Annotated in this window: 15 protein-coding genes; 1 reads left to right on the top strand and 14 read right to left on the bottom strand. The window is 54.7% G+C overall.

Translation table 11 applies throughout. The features are described 5' to 3' along the window. Positions 1-347: 347 nt before the first annotated feature. The 6 genes from ACR0EV_RS18195 to ACR0EV_RS18170 all read right to left on the bottom strand — a co-directional run bounded on the left by ACR0EV_RS18195 (position 348) and on the right by ACR0EV_RS18170 (position 9961). Positions 348-821 carry a hypothetical protein gene (locus tag ACR0EV_RS18195; RefSeq protein ID WP_480801402.1) on the bottom strand — a complete coding sequence of 158 codons (474 nt, stop codon included), beginning with the start codon at positions 819-821 and terminating at the stop codon, positions 348-350. Further along, complete coding sequence (gene mobF, locus ACR0EV_RS18190) at positions 818-5587, bottom strand: MobF family relaxase (RefSeq protein ID WP_480801431.1); 4770 nt, start codon at positions 5585-5587, stop codon at positions 818-820. Before mobF ends, ACR0EV_RS18195 begins: the two co-directional genes overlap by 4 nt. Then, positions 5587-6063, bottom strand: a complete 477-nt coding sequence (locus ACR0EV_RS18185; protein ID WP_480801401.1) for an HAD domain-containing protein — start codon at positions 6061-6063, stop codon at positions 5587-5589. The genes mobF and ACR0EV_RS18185 overlap by 1 nt, the downstream gene beginning before the upstream one ends. Before the next feature lies 1 nt (position 6064). Then, positions 6065-8377 (bottom strand): type IV secretion system DNA-binding domain-containing protein, encoded by a 2313-nt coding sequence (locus tag ACR0EV_RS18180; RefSeq protein WP_480801400.1) that lies wholly within the window; start codon positions 8375-8377, stop codon positions 6065-6067. Between the two features lie 280 nt (positions 8378-8657). Continuing rightward, complete coding sequence (locus ACR0EV_RS18175; protein WP_480801399.1) at positions 8658-9152, bottom strand: hypothetical protein; 495 nt, start codon at positions 9150-9152, stop codon at positions 8658-8660. Positions 9153-9196: 44 nt separating this feature from the next. After that, positions 9197-9961: a DsbA family protein gene (locus ACR0EV_RS18170; protein WP_480801398.1), complete on the bottom strand. Its 765-nt coding sequence runs from the start codon at positions 9959-9961 to the stop codon at positions 9197-9199. A gap of 53 nt (positions 9962-10014) precedes the next feature. Here ACR0EV_RS18170 and ACR0EV_RS18165 point away from each other — a divergent pair, with 53 nt between their 5' ends. After that, on the top strand, positions 10015-10284 hold the full coding sequence (locus tag ACR0EV_RS18165) for a hypothetical protein (protein WP_480801397.1): 270 nt from the start codon (positions 10015-10017) through the stop codon (positions 10282-10284). Positions 10285-10292: 8 nt separating this feature from the next. Here ACR0EV_RS18165 and ACR0EV_RS18160 read toward each other — a convergent pair whose 3' ends face one another. From ACR0EV_RS18160 to traN, 8 genes are read right to left on the bottom strand one after another with little or no spacing between them, the layout of a single operon-like run. After that, on the bottom strand, positions 10293-13499 hold the full coding sequence (locus tag ACR0EV_RS18160; protein ID WP_480801396.1) for a conjugal transfer protein TraG N-terminal domain-containing protein: 3207 nt from the start codon (positions 13497-13499) through the stop codon (positions 10293-10295). Beyond that, positions 13499-14884: a conjugal transfer protein TraH gene (locus ACR0EV_RS18155; RefSeq protein WP_480801395.1), complete on the bottom strand. Its 1386-nt coding sequence runs from the start codon at positions 14882-14884 to the stop codon at positions 13499-13501. The genes ACR0EV_RS18160 and ACR0EV_RS18155 overlap by 1 nt, the downstream gene beginning before the upstream one ends. After that, positions 14881-15186, bottom strand: coding sequence for a hypothetical protein (locus ACR0EV_RS18150; protein WP_480801394.1), 306 nt, complete (start codon positions 15184-15186; stop codon positions 14881-14883). The genes ACR0EV_RS18155 and ACR0EV_RS18150 overlap by 4 nt, the downstream gene beginning before the upstream one ends. Next, positions 15176-15559, bottom strand: a complete 384-nt coding sequence (locus ACR0EV_RS18145; protein WP_480801393.1) for a TSCPD domain-containing protein — start codon at positions 15557-15559, stop codon at positions 15176-15178. The genes ACR0EV_RS18150 and ACR0EV_RS18145 overlap by 11 nt, the downstream gene beginning before the upstream one ends. Continuing rightward, on the bottom strand, positions 15556-16764 hold the full coding sequence (locus tag ACR0EV_RS18140; RefSeq protein WP_480801392.1) for a DUF1173 family protein: 1209 nt from the start codon (positions 16762-16764) through the stop codon (positions 15556-15558). The genes ACR0EV_RS18145 and ACR0EV_RS18140 overlap by 4 nt, the downstream gene beginning before the upstream one ends. An 11-nt stretch (positions 16765-16775) precedes the next feature. Then, a complete protein-coding gene (locus ACR0EV_RS18135) occupies positions 16776-17603 on the bottom strand; it encodes a conjugal transfer protein TraF (protein ID WP_480801391.1) in 828 nt (275 codons plus the stop codon). A 1-nt stretch (position 17604) separates the two neighbouring features. Beyond that, entirely contained in the window at positions 17605-17994 is a 390-nt protein-coding gene (locus ACR0EV_RS18130) for a TlpA family protein disulfide reductase (RefSeq protein ID WP_480801390.1), read from the bottom strand. Further along, positions 17991-19268, bottom strand: a complete 1278-nt coding sequence (gene traN / locus ACR0EV_RS18125) for a conjugal transfer protein TraN (protein WP_480801389.1) — start codon at positions 19266-19268, stop codon at positions 17991-17993. Before traN ends, ACR0EV_RS18130 begins: the two co-directional genes overlap by 4 nt.

Raw genomic sequence — 19268 nt, 5'->3', positions numbered from 1 at the left:
ATAGGTCATTGAAAGGCATACTGAGGGGCTTTGCCCCACTTCGCAAGCGGGCTTTTGACGACTGTTCCCCCGGTGGTGGAGGGTCGCAACGCCCAATTCGGCGCTGCGCCCCTCATATTCTTTCCACACCCCACGCAGCAAGCTGCAAACAAGGGCAAAGCCCTTGTTTTTATGGCTCAAACGGGCTTGCGCCCGCTTTTCGCTGTCGGCGACCTTAACACCCTGTTTTTTATGGTTTTTCGTGTCGCCGACATGGCCTTGGCTCACCCTTGGCCCAGCTTGGGCCAGCCTGGCCCGGCCGTTGGGCCACTTCTGGCCCACGTCAAAACGCGATTTTTGGCGAGAATTCATCGTTCCAGCTCCGGTTCTTTCTTGGGTTCGACCTCTTCCGTGCCGCGATCCAGTTCACGTCGAATTGCGGTTTGAGCTGCCTCTTCCTTGCTCAGCATTTCGGCTCGTTCTGTCTCATTGAAAAGGCCGCTTCTGGCGATCACTTCTTCGACCGTTTCTTCGGCCATCGCCAGAAGTTCGTGCTGTTCTTCGTCACTGTCCGAGAGGATCGAAGACAGGTACACGCGGGTCATTCTCTGCTCAAATATCACAACGTCACGAAGCGCCTTCAGAGACGCCGCCTGGGCGGCCAAGACATCGCTGATAGTTGCGAGCTGGGCTTCTAACCCTGTGCCTTCTGAGGGCCGGTTCAGCAGCGCTTGAATCGCGTCGTCCAGATCCTGTCGAGGGTTCTCGCTCTGGCCGTCTATCAGCGACGATGCGACGGGCCCGAGCCTTATGCGAAGGTTGCTTTGTGTTGTCTCGCTCATCGTGTGATCTCCTTCTGTCTGTCTCTGACAAGCTCAGCCTGTTTTTCGATTTCCTGAAGTCTGGCCTCTGCCTTCTCATCGAAGAGGCCGGGCAGGTATCCGATAGCGCGGTCATCTTTATCCTGTTCCCTGCGCTTGTCGGGATCTGCTTTGGAGGCGTCCTGGTCTCGGTCAGGCCCTCGGTCTTTGTGGTCTTCACGGTCATCGGCACGCTGGCTTTCCAGCCATGCCGTAAGCGCGTCGGTACGAATGCCGGTCTCTTTCTCAACCGACTTCATGAGCTTGTCTGTGTCGTCAGTGATCAGCGTGGCAGTGTCGCGTGCACGGCTGATTTCAACATAGAATGATTTCTGGCTGACCAGCTTTTCAGAGGCGTCCATAGCCACGATAACGCGGTCCACAGTCTCACCCTGGACGGCATGTGCAGTGGCCGCATAATCCAGCTCGATACCACGAGCGGCGAGGGCTCCTGCCGGTATGCTCACGGTCTTACCATCTCGTGTTTCGGCCTCAATAACTCTACCAGAGGTTGAAACAATATGGCCCCGCATACCGTTTGTCACGCCTGCTTTTTGGTCGGTTATGCGGAACCTAACCTGGTCGCCGACAGCCAGTTCCCGTTGCTCCTTGTCATAGACGACGAGCGACTTTCCAAGCTCCCGTTTATTGTGGACGGCTCCCAACGGGAGGATCTGACGCTCGCCTGTTTCTTCATGCTCAACCGTGATGCGGTTGCGTGGACCATCGAAGTTCCGGACCAGGTAAGTGGCGTCTTTTTGAAGGCCGTGTTCACGGCTGTTCACCATCGAAAGTACGATGTCACCTGGCGCATAATTTCGGGCATCAACCCGTTCGGCGTCGGTCAGTTTTCGATTTGTGAGACCGGAGTATTTCAGGTCCTCACCCTCGATCTTTCCTTCCTCGCGAAGGCCCTCTCGGATGGCTCCGTTGATCTCGGCGCGGGCTCTGTTGGTGAGTGTCAGCACGCGGGTTTCGGACCGCTCATCAGAAGACAGAGACAGGAAGGTTTCGGCAGCCTTCGCGCGCGGGCTTTCATCCTGCTGGACGTTTTCCCCGAGCTTCTGGAACGCGGATTTTATGTCCCCACGGATGGAGTCATAGACTGTGCTTCTGAGAGTGTCGTCACGCTGGCGGCGGATCTCATCCATTACGGCCGTCCGCATCCCAGCCTCCTGAAGGCGGTCAAACGGTTGGCCGGCCGCTACCGCGTCAAGCTGCTGTGTGTCGCCCACAAAGACAACGCGAGCGGCATTGGTGCGCTCCGCATAGTTCATGAAGGTCCGCATGTCCTTGGAGCCGATCATTGACGATTCATCAACAATCAGGATCGCCTTGCTGTTGTCCACATCCTTCGGATCGTGGCGTTCCTGGGTGATCACTTTGGCAAGAGTCTCGGCCGATCCTAGGACACTTCCAAGCTCGTGAACGGCTTGGTGGCTGGGTGCAAAACCTTTCACTTCGTAGCCGCTTTGTTCGGCATAGTGGGCAACCCGATCGACCATAAAAGTCTTCCCGGTACCGGCAAAGCCCTGCACGCCAACATAACGTCCTTCGCCCGTGAGTGAGGTCATCACGGCGTCCTTTTGACCGTCCGAAAGCGTCTTGCTGTCGCTGAGTTTCTTCGCCAGAGCGGCTGATCCGTCACGTCCGCCATGCGCTTCCAACTCGACGCCGGCCGTCGTCTTTGAGACGTGGTACGTCATCAGAATGGAGCTTTCCAAAGCGACAGATGCCTTGTCCGTCAGAGTGGTCTTATTGTCACCAGAGGCGAACAAACTGCCCTCATCAATGCGTCGATTGATCTCCTCATCTACAGCATCGATATCAGCACCAGGTACGCGACGAAGCGCCTCTACAAGGACCTCCGATCGGTCATAGGTTGTGTTGCGCTCTGAGAGGTGTTCCACGGCCCAACTGACCGCCTTCACTGTGGGGTCTGGTAGGGTCTGGTTCTGGCCCTCATCACGGGCTTGGATAGCCGTCATCTGGACGCCTGTTCGCTCAGCGATATTCTTCGCCAGTGCATCGGGATTGTCAGTGATCAAAGTTGCTTCATCACGGGCCCGGCTGATCTCAACATAGAACGATTTCTGTGTTGCCAGCTGATCACGCGCGTTCATCGCCACAATGACACGATCGACAGTCTCACCCTGAACGGCGTGGGCCGTTGCAGCGTAGTCATGCTCAAGGCCACGAGCGCCCAGGCTGCGCGTATTGATCTCAACCTCGCGGCCGTCCTTGGTGGTTAGCCCAAGCTTGCCATCATCGGTATTGGTGACAACAGCGCGTTCACCGTTCACAAGCTCATTCTGACTATCGGTAATCCGAACACGAACCGCATCACCAACAGCCAGTTCCCGCGTTTCCGGTTGATAAGCGACAAGAGACGCGCCCAGGTCCCGACCGGCAACCGTCTTGGACAGGGGCACATAATGGCGGGAGCCATCAGCTTCGTTTTGAACAGTCAAAGTGTTGGACTTGGAATCCACCGACTGGATCACGTACAGGGTGTCTTTTTTCAAACCCTCGCTTGAGCTGTTGACCAGTGACTGAACAACATCACCTACCGCATAACTGCCGGCGTCGGAGCGCTCTACACTCGTCATCGGCCTTGACGACAGGCCGTTGATCGAGGTGCCTTCAGCTGCAAGTGTCCCTTCGGCTTTGAGACCGTCGCGAACGGCTTCGTTTATCTCTGCCCGGGCGGCGTTCGTCAGGGTCAGGACTCGGGTATTTCCGCGTTCTTCAGAGGAAAGCGCCAAGTATTGTTCAGCAACGGCGGAGCGCGGATCTTCGGCCGTCTGGATGTGGTTTTCCAGTTTCTTGAACGCACTGGCAGCATCACCACGGACAGCATCATATACCGCATCGCGCAGATTATCGTCACGCTGACGTTGAATGTCATTCATCACCGCCGTGCGCATTCCTGCTTCCTGAAGCTGGGCGAAGGGCTGGCCGGCACTCACGGCGTCAAGCTGTTTGGTATCCCCGACGAACACAACACGAGCCGCGTTGGTGCGTTCGGCATAATCCATGAAGCTACGCATATCGCGCGCCGAAACCATCGAGCTTTCATCGACAAGTAGGATGGATTTGCTGTTATCGATCTGTTGTGGGTGATTGCGTTCGCTCATTACAACGCGCGCAAGGGTGGAAGCTTCGCCAGTCACCGCGGCTAGTTCTTGCACGGCCTGGTGGCTGGGCGCGAACCCTTTGACTTCATAACCGCCTTGTTCCGCCAGATCGGTGAGTTTCTGGACCATGTACGTTTTACCCGTACCGGCGTAGCCCTGAACGCCGACATAGCGGCCGTCACCGGTCAGAGCGGTTTCAATGCCGGCACGCTGGCCCTCTGTCAGCGTCTTTTCCTGAGCAAGCGCCGATTGAACATCGAGAGGGATCGAGCGCCGGCCCCCGGAGGAAAGATCCGGAGCGGCGGTTTTCTCGGTATTGCGCCAGGTCTCAAGAACTGAGCTTTCCAGTGCAACGGACTTTTGATCTGTGAGCGTTTCGCCATACTCACCTTTTGCATGGAGAGCGCCAGCATCGATGCGCCGATCGATCTCCTTATCTACCTGTTCCAAGGATGCGCCACCGGAGAATCGCAACGCTGCTGCTGTCAGCGCCGAGCGCTCATAGACCGACTGTCGTTCGCTGACATGCTCAATCGCCTTTGTGACGGCCTGTCCTTCGAGTGTTTCGGGCGTTTTAATCTCTTTAGTTTCAGGCGCAGCAACGAGGCTCTTTACCCAGGCCACAATGCCGGCGACACGACCAGCCTCTACAGGGTCTTGTTGAGGTTGTTGAGAAGGGTCGCGGATGGCTCGTAATACCGGGGCAGGGGCCTCCGGGCCGATCTTGCCGCGATCAAGTTGCTTTTCATCCAACCCAAATTCAACCGCCTCTTTGCGCCATTCGGCGCGGAGTTCGGCGCGATCGACGTCCTTATGCTTGGCATCACGTGTCGCCAATGTCGCGTTCTCGGCGTTCTTCGGGTTGTTCTCAAGACCCTTGCCTTCCAAGGACTGAACGATTTCCTGCCGGCGTTTGGAAAACCCATCGACCACCTCTTGCGAAATACCAGCGACATTGACCTCACCGTATCGCCCGCGCTGGGTCTCGATGCCCATTTCGTTGAGTCTGGATTCGAAGTCTGACCGATAGACCTCAGTAATCACCTTCTGGTTTCTGTAGATCTCTTCGTTGCGAAGCGCCGTGTACTCGCCCTTCTCGTTTTGCACCATGTTGGCAATGACGGCGTGGCTATGAAGATTGGGATCAAGCGCGCGGGATGTGTCGTGTCGATAGATCCCGGCAATGATACCTTCTGCATTCGCAGTCTTCATCTCACCATCGATCTGATACCGGGTCTTTATGTAACGCTCCTCAACTACGGCCATAGCGGTGCGGACAGCAGCATCATGGGCTTGTGTAATCCGCTCATCACCAATGACCAAAGCAGCGATGGAGGCAGTTTTGGAGGCAGAAAAGGTCAGATCGAGGCCAGGTCGATGTTGACGTTCGCCATCGACGTACCGGCCCATTTCTTTGCCATCTGGCGTTTGACCATCGAGCAGCTGCGCAAACTGCTTGTCATCAACATTCCCGGTCAAACCAGCTTCTTCAGCTCCCTTGCCAAACCACTGCGCGGCATTCTCCGCTTCTGGTGAGCCCGCTTTGTAGTAGCCTTCTTCTTTGTAATAGCCGCTTGCAGCTGCACCGGCCGACACGTTCGATATTGACATCATGCCGAAAATTCTCCGAATTGAGTGGTTTGCTCTGCCCACTGCTGAAGACGCCGGATATCGAACAGGCTCAGACCTTCAGGTGAGTTTGTGATGAGTTGATGATCCCAATCGCGGCGAAACCGGCGAGGATCTGAATCGAGCGCAACAAAGTCGGACACTCGGTTTCTGTGGGCCCAAAGCTGGACCTCTGTGCTTCTAAGAGAAAACAGCCCTTCAGTTGCGGTGCGGCCGGACAACCGGTGGCGTATGTCTTCAGAGAAAATGTTCTCTAGGTGCTGGCGGTCCGCACGCCTCCAATTCGATGAAATCACGAGGGAAATTTGGGGATGAAGGCGAAGAAAGCCCTCCAAAAGCGGGAGTCGATCAAAGTCGTTCAGCCCGGCCCTGTGAAACACCCCGTCAAAGCCGAGAAACAAAACTTTCTCACGCGGGCAGCGCCAAAGCTGCCCGGCTTCGTTCCTAACTGTATTCATTTCAGTGTCCTTCCGAGACCGAGGCGTTCAAGGCGCGAAGGGCTTGAACCTTGGAAGGCGGGCGAGGGGGCTGATCCGTTTCTTCTTGAACCGGAACAGGTTTTTTTCGCCTGGGCGCGCGTCGGTTGGCTGGATGCTCGCGCTGCGACAAAGGCAGTTTTTCATCCTGAGTCACGGGCGCGGTTTTTCCCCCTGTTTCAGAGGTTTCAGCGGTTGTATCGGCTTGTTCCAACGCCTGAGCTGACTCCCCCTTTTCACTCGGGCGGGGGGCGGTGTTGGACAGCGCCGCCTCCACCTTTTCGCCCGGATAGGGCAGGAGGATAGTTTCTCGATCGTTGCCTTTTCCGTTTCGGGCAAATCCTGCGAACGGATCTGGTGGAGCAATTTCTTTGACGGTCAGACCACGAATGCGACCTGTGGCGAAATGCTGCCAGTACCAGTCCCGCTCGGAACGGTTTTCATCGGCGTCGATACCTTTTGAGCCGGAGGGGCGAACCTTGTCCAGCCAACGACAGAATTCCGCCTTTTGATCTTCTGGCTTAGACGCCGCAAAGCCTGTCTCAGGTGCAGACCCCTCGGTCAGATCCGCGTTAATGGCGGATACTTCCATCCCGCCCTGATCGAAGCCTGTACCGCGATAGGGAATGAACTTCGGAGCGGTCGATTCCGTTGGAACCGGCTCAAAGCGAACCCGGGCCGTTGGCGCGTCATAGGCGGGGCGGAAGTAGGCTACAAACTGAGGTAGAGACTGGATTTCAGTCGGGGTGACAATCGCGCGTTGTGTGCGCCGGCCGACGATGCCAACGCCGTCGCGCGTGTCATGCGCGCCAAGCGTCAGGTTTTCGTTCATTTCGATCACGTCTTCTTCGCCCAAAGAACGCGAGGATCGCTGTGCGGTATTATAGTCCGGAGTGTTGAAGACCACGCGGTTGTTCAGAACACCGGAAATGGTTTCCGCTGCTTTGTCGCCGTAGATATCTTCAAGCTGGGAAAAGACCTGGTAGCCGACAACAAACGCGCCGCCGAACTGCCGGATCTCGGCCAGCGACTTTGGAAGGAACGGCATTTTGTTGAGAGTCGGAACCTCATCGAGGAAGAACCAAACTTTCGGATCGCGGCTTTCCTCAGTCGTCATGAGAGCGTTTGCCGCAATCTCCATAACCGTTGAAATGATGTTGCGCGTGGCTGCCTGTTTTTCGGCATCGCCGGTCAGAAAGACAAAGCCCGGGCGGTCATTGACGATCCATTCCCGAATAGAAAACGGCTCGGCGTCATCCCGCAGATATTCAAGAAACCGCAATTCAGTGATCATGTTGGCGCGGATCGAGGCGGATGTACGCGCCACATGCTCACCAAAGAAATGAGCGCCGGGCGTTGGTTCAACGATCTTTGCCAGCTCCTCGGCCGGGATGTTCATGATAGCGCGGCGCAGATCTGTGTTCGTCGTCTTGCCAGCCTTAGCCAATTCACGGGCGGCATATTGGAACACCAGCCGGGCCGATTGGGTCCAGAACGTATCCGATGCGCCCGGATGATCTGGAATCATGACCTCGGCAATCTGAGCAAAACCTTCTGGGGTGGTCACTTCGTTGAACGGCGACCAGCCCACTGACCGATCATCAAAGGGGTTCAGGATGATGTCTTTCTCGGGATCATAGTGATCGCGGAGCAGACCGCCCATCCGGTCATAGATAACTGCACGTCCGCCAGCTTCTCGGATTGTGTTCAGCAGCTCGTGCATCGCGTTGGTCTTACCGACACCGACGGTCCCGGTAATGCCGATCTGGGCTTCAACTGCGTTTGGTGGAAACTCGATACCAGCGAGCGAGTAGCGCGGGCCCTTTTTCGAGCCTTTGCCAAACATTTTCTCGTATTCTTTCCACTTTTGCTTGGACCAGGCTTTCAGATCCTTCGGACTGACAAGCCGCGCGCCCCTGATATGTTCCTCTTCCTTGAGAGAGCGGCCGACCAGAACGAAGATCGCAAACACGATAACAAACGCGATTGCGGCCGGGATGAACGAGATCCACATGAAGCGGTGTGCGTTGGCCGAATACAACTCGTGGATATAGCGGAGATCTTCATCAGCGTAGATTTGTCCGGCTGTCCTGGTCACGCGCTGCCCATCGAGGTCAACAAACTGAAGCTCGCGTTCTTCGGTGCCTTTTTGCTCTACGTTGAACTCTGCCAACCAGTAGATTCCGGTCAAGCGGACCTTATCCATCTCGTAATTGTGAGCCACGAGCCAGATGTAGGTGATTGCAAAGGCCGCTGCCGCTACCGATATGGAATACTTGACAACCTGAGTTGCCATGCGGGTCCAGTGTTGAGTTGTCTGGCCGCCTCTGACAAGTTGAGTGTGTCCTTTGTTGCGCATCGATAGAATTCCCTCTTTCCTTTCGCGACACGCACGAGCGGCTAACTCGTGCACGGACCGGTCGCGATGCTTTGACTACGGCTAATAGTCAGGGTGTCGCGGCCTACTGCATCCAGCAGCCCGCGTCTTTTTCGTCTCAAACGGTGGCTAAACCCGTTCGTGCGATAATCCGCGTTATGTTAATTAAGTCAGTATTGCTGACTTTTTCAGGCTTTATTCAGCAGCCCTTTGCAACCTTCGTGCGTTCCAGAACTGAGCTGCGTTCCGCCATAGCAAGCACTTGGTTATACGCTTGCTGATCAGGACCACTTGAGCCGATAGCTGTTGCGCCGGCTGACCCAGCAAGAGCGGTCGCTGTGCCAACATTTGAGATTGCCTGGGCCGAACCAGCGTTTGCAATCGCACCAGCGCCGACAACCGACAAACCGGCATCGAGCAAACCTTGCGTCAGGCCAGCTTTACGCTCGCGGGCGCGTTCCGCTTTGTTGATCTCTTCCGATTTTGCGTAAAGCGAATTGAGTTCGGAATTGATTTGGGCACAGCTCAAAGCCATGTCCTGTGCGGTTGGCTGTGTCTGCGCTGCGCGCTGGACGCTGGCAATGGAATTAAGACCGACCACATTAGCGGAGGTTTGACTAATCTGGTCGGTGCAGGCCGACACAAAAAGAGTGCCGGCCAAAATGCTGAGAGTGATGAAGTGTTTGGTATTCATTGTAGTGTCCCTCTTTCCAGATGTTGCGCCCTTTTTGAGCGCAGTTAAGTGTTTTCGTCTGAAGTGATCGCCTTCAACTCGTCAGCTGAACCAGCACCACGAACAATGCCGCCTGGGCCCACGAAGAATGGCGTTCCTCTCGCTCCAACAGCACGTGCCAGACGAGCCGCGCGATCGAGGTCTTCGCCACCAGTGCCTTCGTCGGCCGCCGCGATCACAGCATCCGCATCAAACCCTAGAGAGGTTAAGGTTCTCCGGACACTCGCTGGATTTGCGGTGTCGTTTTGCACCATCATGGCGTTGGCAAAAACTTCGTAGGCGTCTTCGCCTTCGAGCGCTTTCAAAGCCAACGCCGCCTTTGCGGTAAACACAGAGGCTTCTCCTAGAACCGGGAGTTCGAGTATAACCATCTGAAGGTCCGGCACATCTCGCTTGATTTGAGCCACTGTCGGATGTACGCGACGACAATACCCACAGTTGTAATCCTGAAACTCAACGAGGATCGGTTTGTCCAGGTCAAGGCCGGAGAAGAGGTCTTTTGACAGATGAGCAACGAGATCCTTGTCAGCATATGCCGCTTGTTCAGCCTGTTGCTGTTCCAGCAATTCAAAGACTTTCAGGATGATTTCAGGTTTTTCCAATAGAACCTGTTCAACCTTCTTAGCAAAATCAGGATCATAGGTCATTTTCTCCTGAGCCTGCCCCGCCTTCGGGAATACGAAGTCCGCAGCAATCAAGCCTGCAAACAGTGCGGTGGTGATTTTTCGCCTCATAGATTTTCCTTTCATTGGGCTAATTCGGATGTTCATTGTTCGTTTCCTTATGGGGTGGTATAATGCGTACCCCAATAAGGAGACTCACAATGAACCGCCTGAAACAGTATTGGAAAGTTGTCGCCTACCTGGTCGGGCTTGTTCTGCTTGCCGGTTTGGCGAGCGAATTCGTCACTGGTCTCTACATGCTCGCGGGTATTGCCTATGGCGTTCTGCAACTGGCGAAGCGTGGTGGTAACGCCAAAGGCTTCGATCAAACTCTCGATGATTTTGACGAGATCCAGAACGATCCTGTTTGCAACCCGTACTACGGGCATCTGAACTACAACCGCTACTTCAGCGAAACTTCTACCGGTTAGAGCGGGGATCATTGATCGTTCCTCGCTCTTCCAGTGAAGATGTGCCCACCGATACGGACATTATCACCGCCACGCGCGTTCGATTCCTGCGTTAGCCAGGTCGGAACGGAATTGGATTGCTCACCTGCCTGAACGTGCGCCGCCATGCCAGCCGGAGAGTAATAGTGTGTCGCGCCGGCTGTTGGATCTTCAACACGTCCAGCGGCAACGGCATCAACAACTCGTCCGATGCGCTCATATTCAGGGCTGCCTTCCACGAGTTTTTCAGGAAGATCGTTCCCACCCGTACCTGAATTCCAGGCAGAGAACTGCTTGAGCTGCAAACTGACCTCGGCCGGATTGTCGCCCCACCGGCCATCATCCACGCGGTTGAAGATCACGTGCGCAACGGCAGCCTGACCTAGTTCACCCTCTCTGCCAGCTTCACCAGCAATGGTGCGGATCATAACGTCCCGGTCATAGTGCGAAAGATTGCGGTCGCCTGTGAATACCGAACCGACGCTTTTCCCAAGATCTACAGCGCTATCGAGCACTTCCTTTCCGGTCGAGCCAACTTTGCTGACCATGCCAGGAACAACACCAAAGTTCTGACCCTCAACGACAGTCGTTGTGTTGGCCGCCGCTTGTCCGGAGATCTGTTCAGTCTGCGTCGCCAGATCCTCGCGCTTTGCGGAACTTTGTTTGTCATAGGTGTTTTCAAAGACCTCGTGCCGTCTCTGATGATCGGTCCCGGCCGCAGGCAACTGTTGCGTTGTAATTTTGTCTTCGGGACGAGTGAGTGTATGAGCACTCGCAAGCGACGGGTTGGGCTTGTCGAGACCAAGTTCCTGAAGAAGACCAGGAAGGACACTTTCGACGGCCTGTTCCTGCCGCTTGACGCCTGCGGTGCTTTTTGGATTGAGAAACCCTGAAATCTGACTTTCAGAATAGCCAGCCTGACGCCACTCTTCGATTACAGCGTCAGTCAATTGACCATCAAAGCTGACCCCTTGCGAATACAGGTTCGATTCAGCCGAGGATAGTGTCTGTGCCTCTTCGCGGGCCTCTGAGTACGTTTCTCCCCTTCTGCGCACATCCTCAAGACTCCAACGGTTGCCGCCGCTTTCCGTGTCGGTTTGAGAAGTCTGTGTGGAGGCTCTGATGCTTTGCACATTGTCGCCATACGTGGACACTGACTCGCTCAGTCCGGCGTTTTTGGCAGCGGAAACAAGCTGACTGAACCTGTCACCATCGACACCTTGAATGTTCGCGGCGATAGAAGCGTTCGCTTCAGCTCTGATTGGACTGTTCTTGCCGCCCGGATTGCCTGCCCCTGCGCTACCAGCGATCGCGGCCTTATAGGCGGTATCAACGCTGATATTATGCTCTTTGGCAAAGTTCTCGATAGCTTGGTGCGTTTTTCGCGCCTCACGCGCCTCCCTTGATCCCGCAGTGACAGACTTGTCGTTAAGCGCACTCGTGCCGGAGGAAAGCTGACGACCAAAATCAGCATAGTTTGCTGCGACCTCATTGAAGGAGGTTGCCCACTCTTCGCGGGTAGAATTTGCAGTCCTTACAGCGGCCTCTCTGCGATCTTGAACCTCTTCGCGGACAGTCTGACCGACGCGGGCTGACAAACCACCAGACGACTGCGCACTACCCGTAGCAAAGGTCGCTGATCCATCCGCATTGACGTTCCGGAATGAGCCGTTTGCAAGGCGTGTTGTGGAGACACCGGTATCCCTGAGAGACGAGGTGTTCCATTTGTTTGCTGCAAAGTTGTTCATCGAGGCATTAGATAGCTGGATGTTGCCCGTCGCGGCTTCGCGGCCTGCTTCTATGGATGCGCCCTGGCTGACGTTGAGCATCGAGGTAGCCATGCCGGCCATACGGCCAGCCCCGAACATGATAACGGTCGCGAGAAAAGGAACCGACATCATCAGATATCCGGCGATCGAGCCTACATCCTGTTCGACAGCCCGAACCCCGAATTGATTGGCGTAGCTAAGGACGTAATCAATAGATCCACTTGAATATGAACCCATAGCTTCCCGGTAGTAGCCGGAACTGGCTTTCATCAGGATCGAATGCAGGATTGCTGAAAGTGGGTCCCAAGCGGCCAGCCATATGAAACCGCCAAAATACCCCTTCATCACGGTCCAGACCAAAGGCGTCATCATCATGACCATCGCGATTGGGAAAGCAGCGTAATAGATGCACTCGAAGACGATCTTGAGCAGTGGAACCCATTTCAAAGCAGAGATACCCACGGAATTGTAGCTGGCTGTGGTCTGAGCTTCTGTGCGAGCAGCTTGATAAGCTGTCATAGCCGCGTCGTTTCCAGAGGCCGCAATGAGGCGCTGAATCGACTCGTCCATAGAAATGATCAGCATGGATTGACGAATGGCAGTCGTTGCGGTGCCTGACGTCATTCCGATGAAGTTCTGAAAATCGCTGATCGTATTGCTCATCTTATTGACCGCAGCAGGAAGGTTTGCCCCAGGCGCTCGGGCAAATTGAGCAGCTGCCTTCTGATTGAGGATGTTCTGAACCTCTGCGGTCATACGGTTCTGAAGCGCAGGCCAGCCGGTCGCACACGTAGTAGTGGCCTCCAAAACCGGATCATAGAAAGCCAACGATTGAGGAACATTGCTGGATATGTAGGATTCCAGATTGCCCGTGTACGACATCTCACCCTTGTCAACGATGCCGATCATAGAACCATCGACCATGCAATTTTGCACAAAATTGACCAAGGATTCCTGAACCACGGGCGTAACAGCACGCCAACGCGTTGCTTGGCTCATAATTGTTGCGCCAAACATCATGCCGGAGCTTTGGTATGTGAGATCGTCAGGAGCAGCGAGAAGCGTTTCCATCTGTTCTGTCAGCGCGTCGCCGGCACGGGACGACAGAGACCCGACAAACGCCACTGACCAAGGCACGTTGTCTACAATTCCGTAGATGCCAAGTGGTTCGGTCGAATCCATGATGATCACACGCGCTTTCGGACCAATGCCGATCGTCACGACGATCATAGTGCCGATGAAATATGTCAGGACGTTGCGAACCTGGCCGAAAACAGCCATCTGAAACCCAGCCACCAGAACACCAGCAACAATCGCGCCATACAGCAACGCATTGAAGTTGGCTGAGTCTGTAAACGCAGCCAGATAGTTGAAGATATCGTAAAGGTAATAGCCGCCACCAACGGTATAGATCTCAAGCTCTGGCATCAGTTCTGACCACCTGTGTTTGTGATGATATTGGCGAAGATGGAATTGGTACTTGCCGCCAACTCACCCTTTGCGAGGGTCAGTCGCTCAAGGTTTTTGAGCGCTTCGGCATATTTGCGCTGAGCGCCCGCCCGAAGTGATTGAAGGGTTTGGCGGGTTTGTCTGACGGTCTGTTGGAATTCGCGGTTAATATCACCGGAAATGTCCACGTTTGCGGCGGAGTTCAGAAGTTCACCAACCGCTTCGTCGACATAGGCCATAGCAAGATCGACGGCGACCAACTCTGCCATCGAATTGATATCATCCTGGACAAAACGATACTTGTAGGATTTAGCAGTCACCAGATGCTCATAGATCGGGATCGATGTCAGGTTGATGAGTGCGATCGAAGCGGCGGGCGGCGCGGTGTCATCGCTTATTGCGTCCGACAGATCCTCAATAGCCTGCGCGGTAATAGCAAAAAGCGCATCATCTGCTGTAATCGTGCGATCTGTAAGTGTGGGGTTCAAACACTCGTTGCGCTCATCGCATGTTAGCGTCTGATAAGTGCCACCTTCGACCAAAGCTTTGGCTGCTTCAGGTGAAAGGGCCAGAGGCGGGATTGTGCGGTGAGACATCGAGTCGTCATCGTCCTCTGGGCCAATTGTGATGATGGTGCCGGTCAAAGTCATGAAAAACTCTGCAATGACCGGGTTGGAAGAAAGGAAGTTGTTTTTCCTGATTGCGCGCCAAGCGTAGTTCACATCTGTGGGAACCTGGTCCGCCAGTTCACCACTCGCACGATCCATTGTGGAGCTATGTTGTCCACCGGTACCGCAGCCGTGACGTGAGGCAACGCGGTCTGCAAAACGACCAGTATAGCCACCGATTGTTTGACAGACATGCTGAGAAGCACCATCCATTTTCGGCCAGAGTGACGCGGTAAGCAGCTGACCGGCTTCACAGGAGTTGATGTTCCCTGCATTGACCTGCTGGATGAGGTCACGAAGTTTTGCGACAATCTCTTGAACAGCCGGAGAGAGGCTTTCAAGAGCGAGTTCGAAAGCGAAGCCGGCCGCGTTCTGCATGATGGCTTCCATCAGTGCAATAAGCTCTTCTTCCGAGATAAAGGAGAATGCGCCGCCGAAAATGTCGATACCACCGCAACCGGCCCGGACAGAAGGCAACTGAATTGCTGCAAGCTGGCTATTGCGAGGTCGCGTGCGCAGATAGAGCGAACCCATTGTTGCATAACCGGCCTGTTGTCCCTGATACGCTGTCGGCTTTGTGACGTTTACGCCCCCGCCCGAGCGTTCCCAAAAGTCTCGCAGATCGGAGCCCACATCGGCCGAAACCATACCTGCAAGGCAAATCGTGGCGGCAGTAGTAGCAAGGAACCGTTTCATTGGGCGGCCTCCATTTTTCTTAACGTGACGGGTTGGGCAAGATCGTAGGGGCGGTCCATCAGCCCGTGACGAAGAAGGAGTTCTTCGATGCCCCGAACGACACGGAGCTGATGGAACCGCTGCTCGATGGCTCTTGTCGGGCGTTGAAGTTCCTTTGCGACAATCGCAAAGCTCTCCCCTCGCCCCCTGGCCTGCAACAGTTTGTGATCCGCAAGGGAACACCATTTAGGGTGAAGAATGTCACTGAAACGCTCTTCATCTGAACGAATGTTCAAGTGTTTAGAGCCAACTTTAACCAGCATGGTTTTCCGCCCCCTTAGTAGATTGGTCCACCCAAGACGGAGGCTTGCGGATCTCTTCAACGACCCAGCCGACCAGGCTTGTATATTCCATGCCGCCAACGGCGCGTTCCCGACGCGAAAGCGACTTCGCAATCTCAAGCGGTGGCATCTGATGCTGCAAAAGCAGGGAAATCAGAACGCACATATCCTGCATCTGAAATTCAAGATCACTGCCCTCTTTCAGACCACCGCTATAAAAAACTTCGGCAGGGATCTCAGGGTTGCGCGGGTGATACCCAACGGACAAATGGACCGTGTGACCAGTTGGTGTGACCAGCTTTCTGGATTCCTGTATGCGACGATTGGGCAGCCGTTCACGCTTTGAAGTTGTCATTGCGCGGCCTCCATCGATGCACGGGTTGGAAAAGCGGTCATGGCCGAGTCATCAACCCAAAGCCAGGATCGGTAAGAACCTTCATCGGCAGTGGCGTGGAGATCAGCGATTTCATCAGGGCCGTCATTGAAATCTGACACGAACAGAGAAACCGGCTCTGGCAGATCAGTCAGTACGGCCGTGGCGATCGGTGTCTCGACATCGAGGTTGAAACGAAGGGATTTGAGAAATGCCCGCTTCTGATCGGTGAGCGCAGTTACTACCTCAAATTCCCGCTCATGCTCGAAGGGTATCCAATTTTTTGTGGTCAGCATCAGCCCGATTTCTTCAAGAACCGGATATCCCTTCCTTGCCATGCTGAAGATGGCGATCGTCATAACGTGGCTACCCTCGGACATATCAGCGAGGATCAACATTTCGCCGAAAACCTTCTCAAACCGCTTGACCAGATCCTCATCAGCAAAAAAGGCGCAGTCCGGGATATGTTTGAACAAGAACCGTGCTCCCATCCGAGTGGGTTCATGGCTTTTGTATTCAGCAACCAGCAGCCCAAAAGGCGAGCGACCGCTTTGAACTGTCAGCGAACGGAACAAGCGCTGGCGGCGAGCAGCCAAATCATCCTTGAGATCCGGTTTCCAAGGCTCAGGAACATAGAGTATGTCGGCGAGATTCTTGGATTTCGCAGTTTTCCCAGACGCCGCATCCTGGACAGAACGCTGAACGATCCCCCACCAGCGTTTGCCGTCCATTGCGGGAAACCATTTCACAAGCTCAGCCTCGTGCCAAAGATAGTGTAGCAACGCAGTGAGCCGCAGTTTCTTTGGAGCCGCCTTAGCTTCTGTCGGTTTTTTGCCGGATGGCTCCGGGGGTGCAGCTCGGGTGCCACTTGCGGCCAGAGGGAAATCGATTTTAAGGGTCGTGGTACCCGTATCAGGTTCTTCTTTGATTGCAGTGCCCTGAACTTGCGCGAGACCACTCAATTCTTCAGGCGGTAGAAACGAAGAACAGCCAGGCGCGTGCTGATCGCCGGTTCCAGGCATCCGTTTGACGATGAATCTGCCGTTGACGGCCGCAACATACATCTTCGGACGCGGCGTTTTACATCCGCAAGTCACCCGTTCTTTGTTGCGGTGCGCCCTGGCAAGCTTGCTCTGTCCGTCCGGATCAGCCGGATCGAGATGATTGTCACCAATGAAATACGTCATTTGCCACTACCTCACTGAAATCGTTCGCCAACAGGGACTTCGCGAACCACGTAGACGCGATCGAGGATCTGATCTTCGGTCAGCAGACCGCCACCGATCAGGGACACTTCGCCCGTTTCGGTTTCAACAATCGCGATGAATGGACGGGGCAGATCCTGAATACCAAGTGCTTCGAGCTGGCCTTCGTCGGCTACAGCTTCCGGAAAGCCTTGCATGGAGCTTCCATCGGTTGAGACCGCCAAAATTTCGATGCTGTAGGCTTCCCGCATGGCAACGAGAATTTCCGCTTGAGCAAGGCAAATACGGCATTGAACAGGATCGTCGTAAACAAACAGGAATCCGGCTTCACTCGCCGCGCTGCGCAATGCAGCCTGCTCAGCCGCGTTCTTCTGGTCCTGATAGATATTGGTGCCCATTTGCGTCAGCGGGCGCCGGGTGTTTGCATCGAGATCAGGGCTTTGGAACAAAACGCGCTGCCAAACAGCCGCAAACCGGCTCGCCATCTGAGCCATTTCCATGTTGACCTTCATATAGGCTTCGAGATTTTCAGGCGTTGGATCAAGAATGGCGCGGTGCTTCAGCTCGTCGGCGTACTTGCGATACGCCTCGATCTCCTCAGTAGCCGTCATCGGCTCCGGTTCTTCCTGTGGTTCTTCAGGCGTTTCCTCTGCCTGTTGTTCGGGTTGAGGCTCGGGCTTCTTAAGCGGATCGGGCGCGGGCTCCGGGTCGCAATAGAAATGCCAGCCATCGACCTCTTCACCGTTGCAGAGCAATTTTGCGCCTGCCGAGGTAGAGGCCAGTAAAGCAACCAAAACGCACGTTGAAAAGCGGAGCACCATCTTAGACCCCCCGCGCCGCCAAGACGGCCGCTTGAACGCGCTGAGCGTAGTACCGGGCGTTCCTATACCCAACGATTTCGGCGGTGATCTCACCCTTCGCCTGTGAGTAAACAAGCGTTGTCGGCAAGGTCCTTATCTTTGATGCAATAGGGTGCTTACTGGCATCGGTGACGGTTGGGAACGGTGGGATCGGCCGGGCATCCTGAGAAGCAACAAGAACGGGAATCCCAACCGGTTCTACCATGGCAGCGAGCACAGGAGCGGCTGATTTACAGAAAGCGCACCAAGACGCACCTACGAGGATAATGCCAACCCCCTGCCCTTCTTGTGCTGCTGCGGGGAGCGCGAAGCCCGATAACGCTAAGCCAGTGAGAAAATGACGCCGTTTCATGGGTTTCCTCCATTGTAAACGCCTTGGGCTTGAGTGCCCGCAGATGGGAAACGATCAAGATAGAAGTCGCGAAGCTCACCAATGACCGGAACGTCAGTTTGGTTCACCATGTCCCCAAAGACCTCGGACAGGTCCATTTCGTCGATATCGACGTTGGCGAGATCTTCGATAGTCACCCAGCCACAATCAGCATTGCGGGGATCATCTTCGTTCCAGTTTTCGCCTTTAAGACGCTTGAGCTGTTCAACGAAAACGCGGCCCAATTTGCTGTTGAAGGTGCAGTAGTAGTAACGCCGCTTGATGCAGGCCCCGAAAATCTCTTCTGAACAGGTTGAACCGACGTAATGCGTCAGACCTGCATCACGCATGTCCCAAAGGATCTCGTTGTCCTGCGAGCAATTGGCAAAGATTCCTGATCCATCGCAGCAGTCGCGACCAGGTGCCTTACTGCAATCCTTCGGAGAACCAGTGAAGAAACGGAAATCGTTTGGATCATCAGTTCCGGATGCTCGGAATTCTTCTTGCATCTGAGCCAGCATGTTCAGCCAAGCCGCAGCCTCGCCAAAAGAATTGGAGTTTTCTTGTTCGACGCCGATACAATTGTCACCCACGCAGACATTGATCGGCTGACAGCTTGTGTCCAATGAACCGGATTCAATACCGCACTGATAATGAAACTCCCTGTTCGAGCAGACACCATTCGCGTCTGAAACAAGGCACGTATCGGAGACCAGACGGCAGGTTGGATCGCTTTCAAGCGGACCGCAGTTGTTGTCACCCTCACCAGGAACGATACAGGCGTATTCCCGTTCCCTGCGCCACCAGCTGCGAGAGAACAAATGCCGGTTAATATCGCGAGTTTCAGCACCCTCTACATCAGTCGTCTGACGCAACTCACATTCAGGATTGCTTTCATAAGCATCACACTGTGATTCAATGTGCTCTTGAATGGGCCCGAATTCGGTCCGTTCCAAAATGGCCGGCGACATATCGGCATCTTCATTGAGGCACGAATACCGGTAACGTGTCTGGCGACATTCACCATTTTGATAGTCAACGCATTCTTGCTCAATTTCAGTGCAATTCAGGCTTACCTCTGTGTGGACGCACTCATTCAGAGGATCATCATCGACACATTGCTGTGTTCCTGCGGCTTGAACGCAATGGCTCGACAAGGTGAAGCCATCCACGCTTGCTGTGCCTTGCTGTATGCACTGATAAGTAGCGGGCTGACAGATCTCAGCAGCATTCGTAACTGAGGCATAAAAACCCAC

The organism is Ruegeria sp. CF8, assembly GCF_056537285.1.
This window is presented reverse-complemented; position numbering and strand designations above follow the sequence as displayed.